Source organism: uncultured Cellulomonas sp. (genome assembly GCF_963527515.1).
Lineage (GTDB): Bacteria > Actinomycetota > Actinomycetes > Actinomycetales > Cellulomonadaceae > Cellulomonas.
In genome coordinates this window covers 1-19,187 of the sequence record NZ_CAURTV010000024.1, presented here as the reverse complement: position 1 = coordinate 19,187, position 19,187 = coordinate 1, and the positions used below count along the sequence as shown (strand labels likewise).

The 19,187-nt window shown below is 73.5% G+C and carries 20 protein-coding genes; 7 read left to right on the top strand and 13 right to left on the bottom strand.

From position 1 onward, the window contains the following. Positions 1-40: 40 nt before the first annotated feature. Positions 41-445 (bottom strand): thioesterase family protein, encoded by a 405-nt coding sequence (locus RYN42_RS08435; RefSeq protein WP_315095320.1) that lies wholly within the window; start codon positions 443-445, stop codon positions 41-43. After that, a complete protein-coding gene (locus RYN42_RS08430; RefSeq protein ID WP_315095319.1) occupies positions 442-1,083 on the bottom strand; it encodes a QsdR family transcriptional regulator in 642 nt (213 codons plus the stop codon). The genes RYN42_RS08435 and RYN42_RS08430 overlap by 4 nt, the downstream gene beginning before the upstream one ends. Before the next feature lie 98 nt (positions 1,084-1,181). Between RYN42_RS08430 and RYN42_RS08425 the strand changes: the two genes are divergently transcribed. Further along, positions 1,182-2,375: an acyl-CoA dehydrogenase family protein gene (locus RYN42_RS08425; protein WP_315095318.1), complete on the top strand. Its 1,194-nt coding sequence runs from the start codon at positions 1,182-1,184 to the stop codon at positions 2,373-2,375. Then, positions 2,375-3,598: an acetyl-CoA C-acetyltransferase gene (locus tag RYN42_RS08420; RefSeq protein ID WP_315095317.1), complete on the top strand. Its 1,224-nt coding sequence runs from the start codon at positions 2,375-2,377 to the stop codon at positions 3,596-3,598. The genes RYN42_RS08425 and RYN42_RS08420 overlap by 1 nt, the downstream gene beginning before the upstream one ends. A 129-nt stretch (positions 3,599-3,727) precedes the next feature. Here RYN42_RS08420 and RYN42_RS08415 read toward each other — a convergent pair whose 3' ends face one another. The 6 genes from RYN42_RS08415 to RYN42_RS08390 all read right to left on the bottom strand — a co-directional run bounded on the left by RYN42_RS08415 (position 3,728) and on the right by RYN42_RS08390 (position 8,508). Continuing rightward, positions 3,728-4,183 carry a MaoC family dehydratase gene (locus tag RYN42_RS08415; RefSeq protein WP_315095316.1) on the bottom strand — a complete coding sequence of 152 codons (456 nt, stop codon included), beginning with the start codon at positions 4,181-4,183 and terminating at the stop codon, positions 3,728-3,730. Then, positions 4,180-4,926, bottom strand: coding sequence for a 3-oxoacyl-ACP reductase FabG (fabG, locus tag RYN42_RS08410; protein WP_315095315.1), 747 nt, complete (start codon positions 4,924-4,926; stop codon positions 4,180-4,182). The genes RYN42_RS08415 and fabG overlap by 4 nt, the downstream gene beginning before the upstream one ends. Continuing rightward, the gene (locus RYN42_RS08405) at positions 4,923-6,032 is read right to left on the bottom strand and encodes an alcohol dehydrogenase catalytic domain-containing protein (RefSeq protein WP_315095314.1); all 1,110 of its coding nucleotides are present in this window, start codon (positions 6,030-6,032) and stop codon (positions 4,923-4,925) included. The genes fabG and RYN42_RS08405 overlap by 4 nt, the downstream gene beginning before the upstream one ends. Before the next feature lie 90 nt (positions 6,033-6,122). Further along, complete coding sequence (locus RYN42_RS08400) at positions 6,123-6,545, bottom strand: NUDIX domain-containing protein (protein ID WP_315095313.1); 423 nt, start codon at positions 6,543-6,545, stop codon at positions 6,123-6,125. Between the two features lie 2 nt (positions 6,546-6,547). Further along, positions 6,548-7,204, bottom strand: a complete 657-nt coding sequence (locus tag RYN42_RS08395; protein ID WP_315095312.1) for a response regulator transcription factor — start codon at positions 7,202-7,204, stop codon at positions 6,548-6,550. Further along, positions 7,201-8,508 (bottom strand): PspC domain-containing protein, encoded by a 1,308-nt coding sequence (locus tag RYN42_RS08390; protein WP_315095311.1) that lies wholly within the window; start codon positions 8,506-8,508, stop codon positions 7,201-7,203. Before RYN42_RS08390 ends, RYN42_RS08395 begins: the two co-directional genes overlap by 4 nt. Positions 8,509-8,644: 136 nt before the next feature. Between RYN42_RS08390 and RYN42_RS08385 the strand changes: the two genes are divergently transcribed. After that, a complete protein-coding gene (locus tag RYN42_RS08385) occupies positions 8,645-10,075 on the top strand; it encodes a PspC domain-containing protein (protein WP_315095310.1) in 1,431 nt (476 codons plus the stop codon). Next, complete coding sequence (locus tag RYN42_RS08380; protein WP_315095309.1) at positions 10,075-10,518, top strand: hypothetical protein; 444 nt, start codon at positions 10,075-10,077, stop codon at positions 10,516-10,518. The genes RYN42_RS08385 and RYN42_RS08380 overlap by 1 nt, the downstream gene beginning before the upstream one ends. Before the next feature lie 84 nt (positions 10,519-10,602). On the opposite strand, the gene RYN42_RS08375 is transcribed toward RYN42_RS08380, so the two are convergent. The 4 genes from RYN42_RS08375 to guaA all read right to left on the bottom strand — a co-directional run bounded on the left by RYN42_RS08375 (position 10,603) and on the right by guaA (position 14,369). Then, entirely contained in the window at positions 10,603-11,079 is a 477-nt protein-coding gene (locus RYN42_RS08375; protein WP_315095308.1) for an aromatic ring-opening dioxygenase LigA, read from the bottom strand. Positions 11,080-11,188: 109 nt separating this feature from the next. Continuing rightward, positions 11,189-12,328 carry a glycosyltransferase family 4 protein gene (locus tag RYN42_RS08370; RefSeq protein ID WP_315095307.1) on the bottom strand — a complete coding sequence of 380 codons (1,140 nt, stop codon included), beginning with the start codon at positions 12,326-12,328 and terminating at the stop codon, positions 11,189-11,191. A 51-nt stretch (positions 12,329-12,379) separates the two neighbouring features. Then, a complete protein-coding gene (locus RYN42_RS08365; protein ID WP_315095306.1) occupies positions 12,380-12,778 on the bottom strand; it encodes a DUF3817 domain-containing protein in 399 nt (132 codons plus the stop codon). Between the two features lie 4 nt (positions 12,779-12,782). After that, positions 12,783-14,369 carry a glutamine-hydrolyzing GMP synthase gene (gene guaA, locus RYN42_RS08360; RefSeq protein WP_315095305.1) on the bottom strand — a complete coding sequence of 529 codons (1,587 nt, stop codon included), beginning with the start codon at positions 14,367-14,369 and terminating at the stop codon, positions 12,783-12,785. A 112-nt stretch (positions 14,370-14,481) separates the two neighbouring features. Between guaA and RYN42_RS08355 the strand changes: the two genes are divergently transcribed. The 3 genes from RYN42_RS08355 to arfB are packed head-to-tail and all read left to right on the top strand — an operon-like array spanning position 14,482 to position 18,489. Next, a complete protein-coding gene (locus RYN42_RS08355) occupies positions 14,482-16,329 on the top strand; it encodes an ABC transporter ATP-binding protein (RefSeq protein WP_315095304.1) in 1,848 nt (615 codons plus the stop codon). Further along, a complete protein-coding gene (locus tag RYN42_RS08350; protein WP_315095303.1) occupies positions 16,326-18,059 on the top strand; it encodes an ABC transporter ATP-binding protein in 1,734 nt (577 codons plus the stop codon). The genes RYN42_RS08355 and RYN42_RS08350 overlap by 4 nt, the downstream gene beginning before the upstream one ends. Position 18,060: 1 nt before the next feature. After that, complete coding sequence (arfB, locus tag RYN42_RS08345) at positions 18,061-18,489, top strand: alternative ribosome rescue aminoacyl-tRNA hydrolase ArfB (RefSeq protein WP_315095302.1); 429 nt, start codon at positions 18,061-18,063, stop codon at positions 18,487-18,489. A gap of 44 nt (positions 18,490-18,533) precedes the next feature. On the opposite strand, the gene RYN42_RS08340 is transcribed toward arfB, so the two are convergent. Then, the coding region (locus RYN42_RS08340) for an SURF1 family protein (RefSeq protein WP_315095301.1) at positions 18,534-19,187 on the bottom strand (654 nt) is incomplete at its 5' end.

Genomic DNA, 19,187 nt, shown 5'->3' with positions numbered 1-19,187 from the left:
GAGGCACCTCGTCATACCGCCCGGTCGGTATGCTACCCGATCACGGCACCAGGTCACGTTCGATGGCGGATCGGATCCGCGCCGGGATCGGGACGGGGCGGCGGGTCGCGTCGTCGACGAACACGTGCACGAACCTGCCCTCCGCGATCAGCTCCCCGGCGCGCAGGATGCCCAGCTCCCACGTGACGCTGGTGGTCCCCAGGCGGCCGGCGCGCAGACCCACCTCGAGGGGCTCCGGGAAGCTGGCGGACGTCCTGAACTCGCACGACGACGACACGCAGACCCCGATCGGCTCCCCCGCGGACGGGTCCAGGCCCGCCGACGTCATGAGCCAGACGTTGATCGTCGTGTCCATGGCCTCGTAGTAGACGGTGTTGTTGAGGTGGCCGTAGACGTCGTTGTCGTTCCATCGCGTCGCGAAGGGCGCGCGGTGCGGGTACGTCATGGCCGCAGCACCAGCTCGAAGGCGGCGCGGGCGCGCTCGGCGCTGGGCCGGTCGCCGTTGATGAGGTCGGCGTAGGTGAACGACTCCGAGATGCGGACCAGCAGGTAGGCCAGGTCGTGCGCGTCCACCGAACGACCGAACGGCTGCTCGCCCAGCTCCTGGCGGACGAGCGCCTCGACGACCGCGACGTACCGCCGCTGGATCTCGCTCTCCTTGGTGGTCAGCAGCCGCAGCGCCCGGGCGGGCTCGCGCTGCAGGAAGCCGCGGAAGTAGTCGGCGGTGATGAGGTCGCGCGCGAAGTGCGTGAGGACGCCGGCCACCCGGGCCGCGCCGTGCGTGCCGCGGGTCGCGGACTCAGCCTGCTCGAGGGTCGGGACGGCGAGCGACCACAGGACCTCGGACAGCAGCGCGTCCCGGTTGCCCACCCACCGGAACAGCGAGGTCCGGTCGACACCCAGCCGGGCGGCCAGCCGGCCCATGTCGATGCGCGCGCCCTCGATGAACGTCTCGCGCGCCGCGACGAACGCCCGGAGCGCCTCGGCGTGCTCACCGTCCTCGAGCCGCTGCGAGAGCCACGAGGGCGCGACGCGGGTGCCGATGCGGCCGAGGCCGTCTCCGATGACGCCGAGGTTCGACATGGCGGCAACCTACTCTTCGACGAGGGGTATGCAACATCTGGGGAAATGATGCAGACTCGGGAGGACGATCAGTGCCGATCCCCGAGCGGAGCTCTCACGTGACCCAGGCAGACCTCTCCCACGCGCTCCTGACGAGCGACTTCTACTCGTTCCAGGACCTGCTGACCCCGGACGAGAACGCCCACGTCATGGAGATCCGGGAGTTCCTGGAGCGCGACCTGCGGCCGATCGCCGACGACTACTGGGACCGCGCCGAGTTCCCGGTGCACCTCATCCCCGAGGTCGGCCGGCTCGGCCTGCTCGGCCCGGTGTGGCCGGAGACCAAGCGGTTCGAGAACAGCGCGCTCTACCGCGGCTGGGTGGCGCTCGAGCTCGCTCGGGTCGACCCCGGGTTCGCCACGTTCGTCGGCGTGCAGAACGGGCTCACCATGGGCGCGATCGGCGTCGGCGGGTCGCCGCAGCAGCGCGCGCACTGGCTCCCGCCCATGGCCGCCGGCGAGGTGATCGGCGGCTTCGGCCTCACCGAGCCCTTGTCCGGCTCCGACACCGCCCGCGGCCTGCGCACCACCGCGCACCGCACCGGCGACACGTGGGTGCTCAACGGCGCCAAGCGCTGGATCGGGAACGCCACGTTCGCCGACGTCGTCGTCATCTGGGCGCGGGACACCGCCGACGACCAGGTCAAGGGCTTCCTGGTCCGCCGTGGCACCCCCGGGTTCACCGCGACCAAGATCGAGCGCAAGCAGGCCCTGCGGTCTGTGCAGAACGCGGACATCCTGCTCGACGGGGTGGTCGTGGACGAGGCCGACCGGCTGCCGAACATCCGCTCGTTCAAGGACGTCGCGATCGTGCTCCGCCTGACCCGTGCGGAGGTCGCCTGGCAGGCCGTCGGGGTGGCCGTCGGCGCCTACGAGGCCACCGTCCGGTACGCCCTGGCGCGGGAGCAGTTCGGCAAGCCGATCGCGTCCTTCCAGCTGGTCCAGGACAGGCTCGCCCGGTGCCTCGGCAACATCACCGCGAGCATGGCGATGTGCGTGCGCGTGTCGCAGCTGCTGGACGAGGACCGGCAGGGCGACGAGCACTCGGCGCTGGCCAAGGCGTACACGACGGCATCGATGCGCGAGACCGTGGCGCTGTGCCGCGAGACGCTCGGCGGCAACGGCATCCAGCTGGACCACGGCGTCGCGCGCTACATGGCCGACGCCGAGGCGGTGTTCTCGTTCGAGGGGACGCACGACATGAACAACCTCATCGTGGGGCGTGCCATCACCGGCATCGCGGCGTTCGTCTGATGGCCGAGGCGTACGTCGTCGCGACCGCCCGCTCCGCCATCGGCCGCGCGTTCAAGGGCTCCCTCGCCTCCGTGCGGCCCGACGACCTCGCCGCGTCCATGGTGCGCGCCGCCCTCGCGAAGGTGCCCGCGCTCGACCCCGGTCGCGTCGAGGACCTGCTGCTCGGCTGCGGCATGCCCGGCGGCGAGCAGGGCATGAACATGGCGCGCATCGTCGCGGTGCTCCTGGGCCTGGACTCGGTGCCCGGGACCACCGTGAACCGGTACTGCTCGTCGTCGCTGCAGACCACGCGCATGGCGTTCCACGCGATCAAGGCCGGCGAGGGCGACGTGTTCGTGTCCGCCGGCGTCGAGTGCGTGAGCCGCTCGGCGATCGGGAACAGCGACTACATCCCCGGGGTGTCGCTGGAGAACCCGCGGTTCGCGGACGCGACGGCGCGCACGGCGTCCCGGGCCGTGACCTCCGACGGCTGGACCGACCCGCGCGAGAGCGGCCTGCTCCCCGACGCCTACATCGCGATGGGCCAGACCGCCGAGAACGTCGCGGCCCTCACCGGCACCACCCGCCGCGAGCAGGACGAGTTCGCGGCCCTGTCCCAGAACCGGGCGGAGAAGGCGCTGGCCGACGGCTTCTGGACCGACGAGATCACCCCCGTGACCCTGGCGGACGGCACGGTCGTGTCCGCCGACGACGGCCCGCGCCCCGGGGTCACCGTCGAGTCCCTGGCCGGTCTGAACCCGGTGTTCCGTCCCGACGGCACCGTGACGGCCGGCAACTGCTGCCCCCTCAACGACGGCGCCGCCGCGGTGGTGGTCGTGAGCGACCGGGTGGTCGACGAGCTCGGCCTGACGCCGCTGGCCCGGATCGTCTCCACCGGCGTGAGCGGCCTGTCGCCCGAGATCATGGGGCTCGGACCGGTGGACGCCTCGCGCATGGCCCTGGCTCGCGCGGGGCTGACCATCGACGACATCGACCTGGTCGAGCTCAACGAGGCGTTCGCCGCACAGGTGCTGCCCTCGGCCCGGGCGCTCGGCATCGACCACGAGAAGCTCAACGTGCACGGGGGCGCGATCGCGGTGGGCCACCCGTTCGGCAGCACCGGCGCCCGCCTGACCACCACGCTCCTGCACGGCCTCGCGGTCCAGGACGGCACGTTCGGCCTGGAGACCATGTGCGTCGGCGGCGGCCAGGGCATGGCCATGGTGGTCGAGCGGATCTCGTAGCCACACCCGCAACGTCCGAGGAAGTGGCTGCTCCAGCGCGCACTTCCTCGGACGTTGTCATCGACACAGTGCGACGTCCGAGGATGTGGCTGCTCCGGCGGCCACTTCCTCGGACGTGGTGTCGTGAGCTCAGGCGGTGACGTACAGGACGACCGTCTCCGCGATCAGGGCCGGCTTGGTGGCGCCCTCGATCTCGACCGTGATGGTGAACCCTGCGCGGACGCCCTGCGGGGTCGGTTCCGCGCTGCGGATCGTCGTCGTCGCGCGGATGCGGGAGCCGGCCGTGACCGGCTGCAGGAACCGCACCCGGTCGAGCCCGTAGTTCACCACCAGGCCCGTGCCGCCGACGTCGACCAGGCCGTGGGTGAGCGCCGGGACCAGCGACAGGGTCAGGTACCCGTGCGCGACGGTGGCACCGAACGGGCCCGCCGCGGCCCGGACCGGGTCGACGTGGATCCACTGGTGGTCGTCGGTGGTGTCCGCGAACGCGTCGATCCGCGCCTGGTCGACGGTGAACCAGGCGTCCGACGTGACGGACTGGCCGACCACGTCCCGCAGGCCCGCGGGCGTCTGGACCGCGATCACGCCTTCGGCCCTCCGGCCACGTAGAGGACCTGCCCGTTGACGAAGCCCGCCGCCTCGGAGCAGAAGAAGGACACGGCGTTCGCGATGTCCTCCGGCTGCCCCACGCGCCCGACCGGGATCTCCTTGGCCGCACCCTCGAGGAACTGCTCGAACGTGATCCCGATCCGCTCGGCGGTCTGCCGGAGCATGTCCGTGGCGATGAACCCCGGCGCCACCGAGTTCACCGTGACGCCGAACTTGCCCAGCTCGATGGCCAGCGTCTTGGTGAACCCCTGGAGGCCGGACTTGGCGGTCGCGTAGTTCGCCTGCCCCCGGTTGCCCAGCGCCGACGTGCTGGACAGGTTGACGATCCGCCCCCAGCCCGCCGCGACCTGGTGCTGCTGCACCGCGCGGCTCATGAGGAACGCCCCGCGCAGGTGCACCGAGATGACCGAGTCCCAGTCGTCCTCCGACATCTTGAACAACAGGTTGTCCCGCAGGATCCCGGCGTTGTTGACCAGCACGGTCGGGGCGCCGAGCTCGTCGGCAACGCGCGCGACGGCGGCCGCCGCGGCGTCCGTGTCACCGACGTCGGCGCCGACCGCGAGCGCCCGGCCTCCGGCGGCGGTGATCGCGTCGACGGTGGCCGCGCAGTCCTGCTCGCGCAGGTCCAGGACGGCCACCTGGTAGCCGTCGGCGGCCAGCCGAAGGGCCGTGGCGGCTCCGATCCCGCGGGCGGCACCGGTCACGAGGGCGGTTCTCACAGAGGGGTCCTTTCGTCGATGACGATGAGCTGGCGCAGCTCGCCGCCGGCCGCGAGACGGTCCATGGCGACGTCGAGGTCGTGCAGGGTGAGGCGCGAGGAGACCAGGCGTTCGAGCGGCAGGCGACCGCTGCGCCAGAGGTCGACGTAGAGCGGGACGTCCCGCGCGGGGACGGCGGAGCCGAGGTAGCTGCCGACGACCGTGCGCGCCTCGGCGGTCAGGGTCAGCGGGCTCACGGCCGCGCGGGCGTCGGGCGCGGGCAGGCCCACGGTGACCGTGGTCCCGCCGGGTGCGGTCGCGGCGAACGCGGTCTCGAACGCGCGTGCGCTCCCGGCGGCCTCGATGACGACCGGCGCCCGGACGGACAGGTCCTCCGGCGAGTACGTCGCGACGGCCCCGTTGGCGCGCGCGACCTCGAGTTTGTCCGCGACCGCGTCGACGCCGATCACCTCGAACCCGAGCGCGACGGCGACCAGCAGCGCCGCCATCCCCACGCCCCCGAGCCCCACGACCATCACGGTGTCACCCTCCCGCGGCCGGCCGGCGTTGACCACCGCTCCCCCGCCGGTGAGCACCGCGCACCCGAGCAGCGCGGCGACCTCCGGCGGGACGTCGGGATCGACGCGGACGACGGACGTCCGACTGACCACCGCGTGGCTGGCGAAGGCGGAGACGCCGAGGTGGTGGTGCACCGGCTCTCCGCCGCGGTGCAGCCGCATCCCGTCGCCCACCAGCGAGCCGCGGCCGTTCGCCGCGCTGCCCACCCGGCACGGCAGACGCCCGTCGGTCCGGCACTCGGGGCAGTCGCCGCAGCGTGGCAGGAAGGTCATGACCACCCGGTCACCCACGGCCAGGTCGTCGACACCGGCTCCCAGCGACTCGACGATCCCCGCGGCCTCGTGCCCGAGGAGCATCGGCGTGGGCCGGACGCGGTTGCCGTCGACCACCGACAGGTCGGAGTGGCACACGCCCGCAACCTCCATGCGGACCAGCACCTCGCCGGGGCCGGGGTCGTCCAGCTCGAGGGGTCCGACCGTGAACGGCTTCGACCGCGCGAACGGCGCAGGGGACCCGGATCGCTCGAGCACCGCGCCGACGATCTGCACGAACGGCCTCCCGGTCGACGACGGTGTCAAACATACCGACTGCGCGGTATGTGGTGTCCACAGTACACGCGCCCGCAGCACAGGAGGGCCCTATCCGACCGCGGCGTGACCGGCCATCCGCAGCGCCACGTCCACCAGCTCCACCCGCTCCAGCCCGGCCACCTCGGCGAGGCCGAACCACGACGCCGTGTCCGTGGTGCCGACGGCCTCGTCCCGCAGCTCCCCGCCGACGACGTGCGCGCGGTACACCACCCGCAGCCAGTGCACCGGACCGCCGGAGGCGTTGGTCCGGTCCGCCGGGGACAGCACCAGCGAGTCGATCCCGAGCAGCTCGTCGAGCACGACGTCGTAGCCGGTCTCCTCGAGCACCTCCCGCACCGCGGCGTCCGCCGGGTCCTCGCCTGGCTCGATCCCGCCACCGGGGAGCATCCACCGGACGTCCCCGCGCCAGTGCGGCAGCAGCACCCGGCCGGAGTCGATCACGACGGCATAGGCCCCGACACGCAGCGGCATCGTCACAGCAGCCGCCGGGCCGCGGCCCAGCGCGTGAGCTCGTGGCGGCTGGACAGCTGGAGCTTGCGCAGCACGGCGGACACGTGGGTCTCCACGGTCTTGATCGAGATGAACAGCTCGGTCGCCACCTCACGGTAGGAGTAGCCGCGCGCGATCAGCCGCATGACCTCGCGCTCCCGAGCGGAGAGCCGGTCCAGCTCGTCGTCGCCGATCGCGATGTCACCGGCCGCCGCACCGAAGGCGTCGAGCACGAACCCGGCCAGCCGCGGCGAGAAGACCGCGTCGCCGCCGGCCACCCGGCGCACGGCGTCGGACAGGTCGGTGCCGTCGATCGCCTTGGTGACGTAGCCACGGGCGCCCGCTCGGATGACCGCGACGACGTCCTCGGAGGCGTCGGACACCGACAGCGCGAGGAACCGCGTCTGGCCCAGCAGGTCGGTGCAGGCCTTGATGACCTCGGCGCCACCACCGCCGTCGCCACCCGGCAGGTGCACGTCGAGCAGGACGACCGGCGGCCGGAGCTCGTGCACCAGCCGGACCGCCTCGTCGACCGTGTCCGCCTCGCCGACCACCCGCACGCCGGCGTCGAGCGACGCCTTCACCCCGGTCCGGAACATGTGGTGGTCGTCCACCAGCACCACGTCGACTGGCTCGCTCATGACTGCACTCCCTGTTCGTCCGACACCCGGACCGGCACCACGAGGTGCACCTCGGTCCCACGCTCCGGGCTGCTGGTGACGGTGGCGGTGCCGCCGCGCCGCCGTACTCGCCCGATGATCGACTCCCGCACGCCGAACCGGTCGGTGCCCACCTCGTCGAGGTCGAACCCGTCGCCGTGGTCGCGTACGAACACCTCCACCTCGGACTCGCCCACCTCGAGGTAGAGCGAGACCGGCGGGCGCCCGTGCACGACCGCGTTCACCAACGCCTCCCGCGTGGCCTGCAGCAGCGCCTCGGTGTCCGCGTCCGGCACGCGGTCACCGACGACCACCGACTCGATCGCCACCGGATCCCCCGTCGGCCCCGACCGCGAGTCCTCGACCTCGGCGACGATGTCCCGCAGCGCCGCGGCCGTGGACGTGCCGGGCGCCGGGCGGTCGTCGTACAGCCACTCGCGCAGCTCACGCTCCTGGGCCCGGGCCATGCGGGCGACCTCCGCGGAGTCGTCGGAGCGCGAGCGGATCAGGGCGAGCGTCTGCAGCACCGAGTCGTGCAGGTGCGCCGCGATGTCCGCCCGCTCCGACTCCCGCGCGCGCGCGGCCCGCTCGTCGCCCAGCTCACGGACCAGCCGCAGCCACCACGGCGTGAGCACCAGGGCCACCCCGCCGAGCATGACGACCGCCGCGACGATGGACTGCGCGAGCGTGGCCGCCTCCACCCCCTGGCCCGACGCGATCCCGACGAACAGCAGGACGCCGACGCCGGCCAGCAGGATGCCGCCGGCCACGCGCAGCACGCTCACCGGGGTCCGACCGCCCGCCCGGTCCCGCAGGCGCCCGCGCTGCACGGCGTCCAGCTGGCTCCACGCGAGCCACAGGCCCGCCAGCACGATCAGGGCGGGGAGCAGCCAGTCCGCCTGCACGTCCGCGCCGTTGCGGACCGCGACGAGCAGGACGGCGGCGACCACCAGCACCGCGCCGATGGCGATGTCCGTGACCGGCAGTCGTCGCCCGGGCTCGATGACGGCCTGCCGGCGGGCCAGCCGGGTCAGGGCGCTCGGCCGCGACACCTGCGCCGCGTCCACCGGGTCCCCCGTGGGGACGGCCAGCCACCAGAACACGTAGAGCACCGGGCCGATGCCGGCCACCGGGGTGAGCACCAGGAACGCGAGCCGCACCAGGCCGACGGGCAGCTCGAGGTGCGCGGCGAGCCCGAGCGCGACGCCACCGAACCAGCGCCCGCGCGCCGGCCGGCGCAGGGGGAGCCGGCGGCGCGGCGCGGGGACTGCCTCGGACGGGTGCACGCACCGATCGTCACATGCCCGGAGGCCTCCCGGGGTCGGGACCGGGGTCGGTTCAGGGGTTGCCGACGCCAGGTTCAGGGTGCGGTCAGGGGAGCACCCGATGCCGCACGACCTGCGGGCGGGCCAGGATCGAGACATGGACACGAGCTCTCCCGCCGGCACCGCCGGACCCGACCCGGCGCCGGGCACCTCCGCGCCGGACCCCATCTCGACCCCGGCTCCCGGGCAGGCGTCGAACAGCTTCTTCTCCAGCGTGCGGCGGTTCGGCATCACGCGCTCCGACGACCGCTGGATCGGCGGCGTCAGCGCCGGCCTCGGCGACCGCTTCGGCATCGACCCGCTGCTGGTCCGCGGCATCTTCGTCGCGACGCTCCTGCTCGGCGGCATCGGCCTGGTGGCCTACGGCGTCGCCTGGGCGCTGCTTCCCGAGCGCCGCGACGGCCGCATCCACCTGGAGGAGATGATCCTCGGGCGTTTCGACATCGCGCTGCTGGGTGCCCTGGCGTTCGTGATCGTCGGCCTCGGCCGCGGTGACAGCTGGTTCTTCTTCTGGGGTCCGCCCGGCTGGGTGCAGGGTCTCCTGTGGCTCACGTTCGTCGGCGGCATCGTCACGCTCATCGCGATCGTGTCCAACCAGCAGACCCGACCGCGGCCGCCCAGCGCCCCCTACGTCCCCTACGTCCCCTACGGACAGCCGTCGCCCGCGGCGACCTACCCGTCGTCGCCCGCCGCGACCTACCCGCCCGCGCCCGGCCCCGCAGCCACCTCCGGCTACACCCAGGCGCCCGCCGCTCCCCCGGTCTCGGCACCGGTCTACGGCGCCCCGCCCGCCCCGGCCCCGGCGTGGACCGCACCACGCCCAGCGCAGCCTCCCCGCCCTCCGCGTCCCGTCAGCCCGCCGCGTCCGCGCACCCCCGGGGTCGGCGTCGCGACCGTCGGCGTCGTCGTCGGGCTCAGCCTGCTGAGCCTCGCGATCCTGCTGATCGCCCAGCGACAGGGCGACTTCACCGGACCCGTCGCGCTCACCGCCCTCGGCGTCGGCGTCGTCCTCGCCGGTCTCGGGATCATCGTCGCCGGCCTGCGGGGACGGACCAGCGGCGGCCTCGCCGGCCTGGCGGTGCTCGGCATCCTCGTCGCGCTGCCCATCGGCGCCGCGGAGCACACCAGCTGGGCCTGGTCGCCCGACTCCCGCCACGACTTCGCCGTCGACGGAGCGGTGCTGGTCACCGACCGCACGGAGGCCGCGGAGGGCTACTCCATGGGCTTCGGCGACACGACCGTGGACCTCAGCGAGCTGCCGACCACCGGCCGCACCCTCGAGATCCCCGTCTCGCTGGCGGCCGGTGACCTCACCGTCGTGGTGCCCGCGGACGCGACGGTCACCGCCGACGTCGAGGCCGGCGCCGGCACCATCAGCTGGGAGGTCGACGGGCAGAGCGTCCAGGTCGACGGCGTGGGCCTCGACCCGCGCACCTTCACCACCGACGACGTCGGTCCCGACGGCCCGCAGCTCGCACTGAGCGTGCAGGTCGGCGCCGGCAGCGTCTCGATCATCGAGGAGAACTGATGTCCCCCGACCCGACCCCCCGCGACCCGGACGAGACCCTCGCCCTGCCGGTCACCGACCCCGAGAAGACGTCGGCGAGCGCCGACAAGACCGCGGCACTCCCGGTCACCGACCCGGAGCCGGCCGCGGACGAGACCCGGCCGCTGCCGACGACCCCCGCGTACACGTCACCGATCGGCGACCTGTACACCCCGACGGATCGGCCGGACCCGGTCTCCACGGCCGACGCGGAGGCGCCGGTCCCGGCCGCCCCGCCCCGTCGGCTCCGCATGGGCACGGTGGTGTGGGGACTGGTCATCGCGGCGATCGGCGTCGGCCTGCTGGCGTGGGCCGGGGGCGTCCAGATCGACGTCCAGCTGGCCATGATCGTGCTCCTCGCGGCCGCCGGTGTGGCGCTGCTGCTGGGCTCGATCTTCAGCGGGGCGCGCAACGCCCGCCGCTGACACCCCCAGGCACGACGACGTCCGAGCAACCCGGTGGAGGGACCGCGGTCGCTCGGACGTCGTCGTGCGTTGGGAGTCGTGCGGTCAGACCACCGGGTCCGGCGAGACCGAGGAGCGCTCCGCGTACGGGGCACCGACCACGGACGCGATCTTGCGCAGGGCCCAGCCGACCAGGAGGAAGACCACCCCGATGCCGACGACCAGCACCGCGATGCCGAACGCCACGACCGACGTGAAGAGCGACGCGCGCAGGAACGAGGCGGTCATCACCGTGCCGCGCCGCTCGTCGTCCTGCTCCAGCTGCGCGTAGGTCTGCCCGTCCGTCGCCGCCAGGGCATGGGTGTTGATGATGTCCGCCTGGAACCAGGCCTCCCACGGGGTGTCGACCAGCTGGCCACCGAAGGCCTGCGCGTCGTCGGAGACCGTGATGTCCTCGGCGGCGAGGTTGCTGGCCACGGCGCCCCAGGTGACGCCGCCGGCGATGATGAAGATGATCCCCAGGATGATGGTCAGCAGCCCTACCGTGCGGATCGACCGCGTGCTTCCCGTTGTCGTCGTCATGTCTCCCTCTCCTGAACCACGCAGGACGGGCAGGCGAGCCGGTGCGGCCCCTGGCAGAACCGTCCCACCCGACCGACTCTAGGGGACCAGTCGGACGAATCGGCGGAAGCTACACGACGGCGAGCGTGCGGGCCCGGGCGTACTCCGCCTCCGCCGCGCCGAGCACGTCGTCCCACCCGAACCGGGGTCGCACCGCGCGGTTGTGGATCAGCATCCCGTCGAGGAGCCGGCTGTCCCGGGCGAGCTGGACCACGGCCTCGGTCATCTCGCTGTCGTCCGCGACGAGCAGCCCGTCGACGCCGTCCTGGACGAACTCGGCGATCCCCGTGCCGCGCCGGGCCACCACGGCCAGGCCGGCCGTGCGCGCCTCGAGGGCGGCGATCCCGAACGCCTCGAGCTCCGCGGGCGCCAGGAACACCTCGGCGTCGGCGTACGCGGCACGGACCTGGGGCCGCGTGAGCCGGCCGCGCAGCTCCACCACGTGCTGCAGACCCTGCCCCGCGATGGCGGACGCCACCCGTCCCTGCGTGGGGCCGGACCCGATGATCGACAGGTGCACCCGGTCCGGCGGCAGTCGTCGGGCAGCCTGCCCGACCAGCTCGACCAGGGGCACCGCGCGCTTGCGCGGCGCCAGCCGCATGGTGGACACCAGCCGGAGCGGGCCGTGCTCGCCGGGGCGCCCCCGCCCCTCGGACAGGCTCCGCGGCGCCCACAGCTCCAGGTCGATCCCGTTGGGCATGACGGAGACCTCGGCGCCGAACACCTCGCGGACGCGTGCAGCGGCGGCGTGGCTGACCGCACTGAGCGCCGCGGGGGTGCGCTGCCAGCCGGTGCGGCTCACGACCGTGCGCAGGGCACCGACCACACCGTCGAGCATGCAGTGCCACGTGATCGCCGTCGGCAGGCCCGCGTCCAGCGCGATCCGGGCGCCGTCGTACGCGAACGGGGAGAGCACCCCGGCGTGCACGTGGACGACGTCGGGCCGCAGCGCGTCGTAGGCGTCGCGCAGCAGCCGGGGGCCCACCGGGTTCACCGGGAGGTCGAACGGCAGCCGCGCGCCCAGCCGGTGCACGTGCACCCCGTGCTCGACGTCGACGACACCCCCGCGCTCGCCACCGACACCGACGGTCGCCGTCAGGACGTGCACCTCGTGGCCTCCGGCAGCCTGCCGCGCGGCGAGGTCACCCACCTGCGACTCGATGCCCCCGGTCCGCGGTGCGTAGCAGTCGGAGACGTGGACGATCAGCACGCGCTCACCGTAACGGCGCGAACCGGACGAGCGTCCACGATCCGGAACATCTCACCCGCGTGCGGCACCGGCGGCCTCGATGCGGGCCGTCGCCTGCGTGTGCACCTTCCGCTCGAGCACGAACGACATCACGGGCACCACGCCGGCCGCCGCCATCGTCGCCAGCCGCCCCAGCCGCCACCGCATGGTGGACCAGAGGTCGAACACGGTGACCAGGTACACGACGTAGATCCAGCCGTGCGCGTACGCGATCCACGAGCCGAGCACCGGGTTCGGGGTGCCCGCCGCGTCGACGCCGGCGGCGTGCACGACGTACTTGAGGACGAGCTCGACGCAGAGCAGCAGGAGCATCGAGCCGGTGATCCAGGCGAGCACCCGGTAGCGCGTCATCGCCCCCGTCGCCTTGCGCACCCAGCGGTCCGCGTCCGTCGCGGTCGGGGTCTCGGTCACGGTGTCACTCCCACTCGATCGTGGCCGGCGGCTTGCTCGTCACGTCGAGCACGACGCGGTTGACCTCGGGCACCTCGTTGGTGATCCGGGTGGAGATCGTGGCCAGCACGTCGTACGGGACGCGGGTCCAGTCCGCGGTCATCGCGTCCTCCGACGAGACCGGGCGGAGCACGACCGGGTGCCCGTAGGTCCGCCCGTCGCCCTGCACGCCCACCGAGCGCACGTCCGCGAGCAGCACCACGGGGCACTGCCAGATGTCGCGGTCCAGGCCGGCGCGGGTCAGCTCCTCGCGGGCGATGGCGTCGGCCGCGCGCAGGATGTCGAGACGCTCGGCCGTGACCTCGCCGATGATGCGGATGCCGAGCCCGGGGCCCGGGAACGGCTGGCGCCACACGATGCCCTCGGGCACGCCGAGCTCCAGGCCGACCGCGCGGACCTCGTCCTTGAACAGGGTGCGCAGGGGCTCGACCAGCGCGAACTGCAGGTCGTCGGGCAGGCCGCCCACGTTGTGGTGCGACTTGATGTTGGCCGCGCCCTCGCCCCCGCCGGACTCGACGACGTCCGGGTAGAGCGTGCCCTGCACGAGGAACTTCACCTCGTCGAGCCCACCTGCCTCGGCCACGACCTCGCGGGCGGCGTCCTCGAACACCCGGATGAACTCGCGCCCGATGATCTTGCGCTTGGTCTCCGGGTCGGTGTGCCCGGCCAGGGCGTGCAAGAACCGCTCGCGGGCGTCGACGACCTTGAGCTGGACGCCGGTGGCGGCGACGAAGTCCTTCTCCACCTGCTCGGCCTCGCCCGAGCGCAGCAGCCCGTGGTCGACGAACACGCACGTGAGCTGGCTGCCCACGGCCTTCTGCACGAGCGCTGCGGCGACCGACGAGTCGACCCCGCCGGAGAGCCCGCAGATGACGCGGGCGTCACCCACCTGGGCGCGGATCTTCTCTACCTGCTCGGCGACGACGTTGCCGGCGTTCCAGTCGGGCGCCAGGCCCGCGCCCTCGTAGAGGAAGTTCTCGAGCGCCCTCTGCCCCAGCGGCGAGTGCTTGACCTCCGGGTGCCACTGCACGCCGTAGAGGCGACGGGCGCGGTCCTCGAACGCGGCGACGGGGCTGCCCGCCGACGTGGCCAGCACCTCGAAGCCGTCGGGCGCGGCGTGCACGGCGTCGCCGTGGCTCATCCAGACGGTCTGCGCGTCCGGGCTGCCGGCCAGCACCGTCCCGGCGGACGTGACCTCGACGGCCGTCCCGCCGTACTCGCGCTGGCCGGTCTGCGCGACCGTCCCGCCGAGCGCCGCCGCCATGGCCTGGAAGCCGTAGCAGATGCCGAGCACCGGCACGCCGGCCTCGAACAGCGCCGGGTCGACGAACGGGGCACCCGTGGCGTACACCGACGCCGGTCCACCGGACAGGATGATCGCCGCCGGATCCTTGGCCAGCAGGTCCGCGACCGACGCCGTGTGCGGCACGATCTCGGAGTACACGTTGGCCTCGCGGACCCGTCGGGCGATCAGCTGCGCGTACTGCGCGCCGAAGTCCACGACGAGCACGGGACGGTGGGTGGTGGCGGCCGGGTCGGGCGTCTGCGTCACGCCCTCAGGGTAGTCGGCGCGCGGTGCCCGTCCGGCCGTGCGTCCGGGCTGTGTCCGGCGCCACGGAAAACGGTTCGATCCCTGTCAGTACCCACACGTAACGTGGCTCCCCGTGCGCTCCCTCCCCCTCGACGACCCCGGTACCCCGCCTCTGAGCGGGCCTGCCGCGCTGCTCTGGTGGCTCGCCCGCCGGCAGTGGGGGATCCTCCTGACCTCGGTCGGCCTCGGCATCGCGATGTTCGCGGCGCAGGCGTTCACCCCGTACGTCGTCGGCCGAGCGATCGACGGTGGCCTCACCAGCGGGTTCGGCCCCGAGCTGTGGCGCGCGTGCGGAACCCTGCTGGCGCTCGGCGCGGTCATCCTCACCGCGTCGGCCATCGGGCACCGCTACGACGTGAACAACTGGCTCCGGGCGGCGTTCACCTCCTCGCAGCTGGTCGGCCGGACGGTCTCCCGGTCCGGGCACACCATCACCGAGGAGCTGCCGACGGGCGAGGTCGTCTCGGCCGTCGCCAACGACGCGCTGCGCATCGGCGAGGTCTTCGCGATGGCCGGCCACTTCCTCGGCAGCCTCGTGGCCTACGGGATCGTCGCGGCGCTCATGTTGCGCGTCTCCGTCCCGCTGGGGCTCGTCGTCGTCCTCGGCCTGCCCACCGTGGCCGCCATCCTGGGCCTGCTGGTCAAGCCGCTGTCCCGCCGACAGGCGGCGCAGCGCGAGGCGTCGGGCCGGCTGACGACGCTCGGCTCGGACACCGTCTCGGGTCTGCGCATCCTGCGGGGCATCGGCGGCGAGGAGGTCTTCACCGGCCGCTACCGCGCGCAGTCGCAGGAGACGCGGCGCCGCGGGGTCGAGGTGGCCCGGACGCAGTCGGTGCTGGACGCGCTGCAGGTGCTGCTGCCCGGCGCCTTCACCGTCACGCTCATCTGGCTGGGCGCGCACATGGCGCTGACCGGGACCATCACGCCCGGCCAGCTGGTGTCCACCTACGGCTTCGCGGCCTTCCTGTCGTGGCCGGTGCAGAACGCGACGCAGATGCTGCAGGGAGCGACGCGCGCCCACATCGGTGCGACCAAGGTGGTCAAGGTCCTGCAGGTGGTGCCCGCCACGGGTGCGACCGCCGGGACCGCGGACGCCCCCGACCCGCACGCCTCGCTCGTCGACGAGGCGAGCGGCCTCCACCTCGAGCCCGGCCGCGTGCTCGCCCTGGTGAGCGTCGACCCCGATGAGACCGCGCGCATCGCGACACGGCTCGGCCGGTTCGACGACGAGGCGGAGCGGGACACCCCGGTGCGCCTCGGCGGCGTGCTCATGGCCGACCTGGACAAGGACGTGGTCCGCGAGCGCATCGTGGTGGCCGAGGCCACGCCGCACCTGTTCTCGGGCCTGCTTGCCCAGGAGCTGGACGTGCGCGGCTCGGCGGACCAGGACGAGCTGCTGCGGGTCCTCGCCACGGCGGACGCGCAGGACGTGCTCGACTCGGTGCCCGACGGGCTCGACGGCGAGCTGCCCGAGAAGGGCCGGTCGCTGTCCGGCGGGCAGCGGCAGCGCGTCGCGCTCGCCCGTGCCCTGCTCATCGACCCGGAGATCCTCGTCCTCGTGGAGCCGACCAGCGCGGTCGACGCCCACACCGAGGCGCGGATCGCGGCGCGGCTGGCGGACGTGCGGCGCGGTCGGACCACGCTCGTCGTGACGGCCAGCCCGCTGGTGCTCGACCACGTGGACGAGGTCGCGTTCGTGCAGGACGGCGTCGTCGTCGCCCGCGGCACGCACGACGCGCTCCTCGTGCACGGCGGTGGCGACCTCGAGGTGGCCCGCGCCTACCGCGCCGTCGTCGGACGGCACATGGACGAGGAGTCCTTGGAGAACCGCACCGTCGAGGCGCTCGCCGACGACGAGCGCCTCCACCACGAGCTGATGGCCGCGCAGTCGGCCGCCAAGAGCGCAGGAGACCCGACATGAAGCTCCCCATCGCCGACTCGGCGACGGTCCGGGCCTACACGGGCCTGCTGTTCCGCAAGCACCGTCGCCCGCTGACGTTCATCGCGGTCCTGCACACGCTGGCCGCGACGGCGGGCCTGGCCGGTCCGTGGCTGCTCGGCCGGCTGATCGACGCGGTCAACGACGGCACGACCGTCGGCTACGTCAACACCCTGATCGCCGTCGGCGCGGGGGCCGTGCTGGTCCAGACGGTGCTCATCCGGTTCGCGCAGCGCGCGTCCATGGTGTTCGGCGAGGAGGTGTTCGCCGAGCTGCGCGAGGAGTTCATCGAGAAGGTCACCGCGCTGCCGCTGTCGGTCGTGGAGCGTGCCGGCACGGGTGACCTGGTGGCCCGCACCACCAACGACGTGAACAAGCTCCAGCACGCGGTGCGGTTCGGGGTGCCGCGCGTGATCGTCGCGGTGGTGAGCATCTCGCTGACCATCGTGGCGTGTGTCGTGCTCTCGCCGGTCGTCTCGATCGCGATGTTCGTCGGCGTCCCCTCGCTGCTGCTCATCGTGCGGTGGTACCTCAAGCGCGCGACGCCGGCCTACCAGCGCGAGTCGGCGTCCTACGCGGTGCTCAACGGGACGATCACGGAGTCGGTGGAGGGCGCCCGCACGGTCGACGCCCTGCGCCTCGGCCGGCGCCGCCAGGACCGCGTGGACGACGACCTGCGGGAGGCGTTCGCGGCGGAGAAGGCCACGCTGCGGCTGCGCACGATCCTGTTCCCGGGCATCGACGCCGCGTTCGTCCTGGCGCCCGCCGCGGTGCTGCTCTGGGGCGGCTACCTGGCGGCGCAGGACTACGTGACGGTCGGTGTGGTCGCGACGATCGTCCTGTACACCTACCAGGTCACCGGCCCCGTCTGGGAGCTGATCTTCTGGATCGACGAGATCCAGGTGGCCGCCACGTCGCTCGCCCGGATCGTCGGCGTCCAGCTGGTCGAGCCGGACCGGCAGTCCCGCGCGGGCACCCCGGTCGACGAGGACATCGCTGCCCGGGACCTGACGTACGCGTACCGCGAGGGGCACAACGTGCTGCACGGCATCGACCTCGACCTGGCCGCCGGGGAGCGGCTGGCCGTGGTCGGCCCGTCGGGTGCCGGCAAGTCGACGCTCGGTCGCATGCTGGCCGGCATCCACCCGCCCACCGGCGGCACCGTCACGGTCGGCGGCGTGCCGCTGATCGACCTGCCGCTGGAGGAGCTGCGCGGGCACGTCGCCCTGGTCACCCAGGAGCACCACGTGTTCGTCGGCTCCGTCGCCGACAACCTGCGGCTCGCCCAGGTGGACGCGGACGCGGCAGCGCTCGAGCGTGCGCTGCGCGCGGTCGACGCGTGGGAGTGGGTGCAGGCGCTGCCCGACGGTCTCCAGACCGAGGTCGGCTCCGGCGGCGCCCCGCTCACGCCCGCCCAGGCGCAGCAGATCGCGCTGGCCCGGTTGGTGCTCCTCGACCCGCACACGCTGGTGCTCGACGAGGCCACCTCGCTCATGGACCCGCGAGCGGCCCGGCACCTCGAGCGCTCGCTGTCGGCCGTGCTCGCGGGCCGGACGGTCGTCGCCATCGCGCACCGGCTGCACACCGCGCACGACGCGGACCGGGTGGCGGTGGTCGACGGCGGCCGGATCGTGGAGATCGGCCCGCACGACGAGCTGGTCGCCGCCGGCGGCGAGTACGCCGCGCTGTGGCACTCGTGGCAGCACGACTGACATGAACGGTCCGCTGGTGCTGCGCGGGGGTGTCGTCATACCCGACGACGCCCTCGCGTGGCGCTTCTCCCGGTCCAGCGGCCCGGGCGGTCAGTCGGTCAACACCACCGACTCCCGCGTCGAGCTGACGGTGGACCTGAGCCGGGTCCCGTGGACCAGCCCCACCCAGCAGGACCGGGTCCTGGCCCGGCTGGCGGGGCGCCTGCGCGGTTCGCTGCTGACCCTGAGCGCCCAGGAGTACCGGTCGCAGCTGCGCAACCGGGAGGCGGCGCTCACCCGGGTGCACGCGCTGCTCGACGACGCCCTCGCTCCCCCGGGACCCACCCGGCGGGCGACCCGTCCGAGCCGCGGCTCGCAGGTGCGCCGCGTGCAGGGCGAGCAGAAGCGGCGCGCGGTCAAGCAGCTGCGGCGCCGCCCACCGCCGGCCTGACGCACGGGACAGTGCAGGAACCGGCCGCTACCGGGCCGGTTCGTTCACAGTCCTGGGGTGCTCGGCTCCCCCGTCGCGCCGCGCGCCTCGTCGCGCACCAGGCGCAGCCACAGCAGCACCGCGAACGCGCCGAAGATCCACCACTGCGCGGCGTAGGCGAGGTTCTGGATGTTCAGCCCCGCACCGGGCTTGGTCGGCGGGTCGAGCAGCGCCACGGTCCCGGCCTGCGCGGGGTCCGAGGACGACATCACCACGTACCCGGTGTAGATCGGGCCGCCCCAGGAGTTGAGCAGCTCGGCGGAGCTGATCGCGTCCGTGCGCCCGTCGGCCACCCCGGTGCCCGCCTGCTCCGACGCCTGCAGGTACCCGGTCACCTCCACCGTCCCGCTCGGGGGCGTGTCGGCATCGGTCGGATCGGCCACCCAGCCCCGGACCACGGGGAGCACGGCGTCGTCGGTGGTCCGCAGCGGCGTGAGCACGAGGAGGCCTGTGGCGCCGTCGTGCGCGCGGCCCGTGACCAGCAGCTGTCCGCCGGCGTCGTAGGTCCCGGTGACGGACACCTTGCGGCCCACGAGGTCGCCGGAGAACGTCGTCTGCGGCGCCAGCACGTCCGCCAGCGGGACGGCGGGGGCGGCGACGAGCTCGGCGGTGAGCCGTTCCGCGGCGGCCGTGCCGTGCACCTGGGCGCGGTCCAGCTG

Coding starts and splice junctions, on each gene's coding strand:
- RYN42_RS08435 (WP_315095320.1), bottom strand. CDS start 445: ATGACGTACCCGCACCGCGCGCCCTTCGCGACGCGATGGAACGACAAC.
- RYN42_RS08430 (WP_315095319.1), bottom strand. CDS start 1,083: ATGTCGAACCTCGGCGTCATCGGAGACGGCCTCGGCCGCATCGGCACC.
- RYN42_RS08420 (WP_315095317.1), top strand. CDS start 2,375: ATGGCCGAGGCGTACGTCGTCGCGACCGCCCGCTCCGCCATCGGCCGC.
- RYN42_RS08400 (WP_315095313.1), bottom strand. CDS start 6,545: ATGCCGCTGCGTGTCGGGGCCTATGCCGTCGTGATCGACTCCGGCCGG.
- RYN42_RS08395 (WP_315095312.1), bottom strand. CDS start 7,204: ATGAGCGAGCCAGTCGACGTGGTGCTGGTGGACGACCACCACATGTTC.
- RYN42_RS08385 (WP_315095310.1), top strand. CDS start 8,645: ATGGACACGAGCTCTCCCGCCGGCACCGCCGGACCCGACCCGGCGCCG.
- RYN42_RS08380 (WP_315095309.1), top strand. CDS start 10,075: ATGTCCCCCGACCCGACCCCCCGCGACCCGGACGAGACCCTCGCCCTG.
- RYN42_RS08375 (WP_315095308.1), bottom strand. CDS start 11,079: ATGACGACGACAACGGGAAGCACGCGGTCGATCCGCACGGTAGGGCTG.
- RYN42_RS08350 (WP_315095303.1), top strand. CDS start 16,326: ATGAAGCTCCCCATCGCCGACTCGGCGACGGTCCGGGCCTACACGGGC.
- arfB (WP_315095302.1), top strand. CDS start 18,061: ATGAACGGTCCGCTGGTGCTGCGCGGGGGTGTCGTCATACCCGACGAC.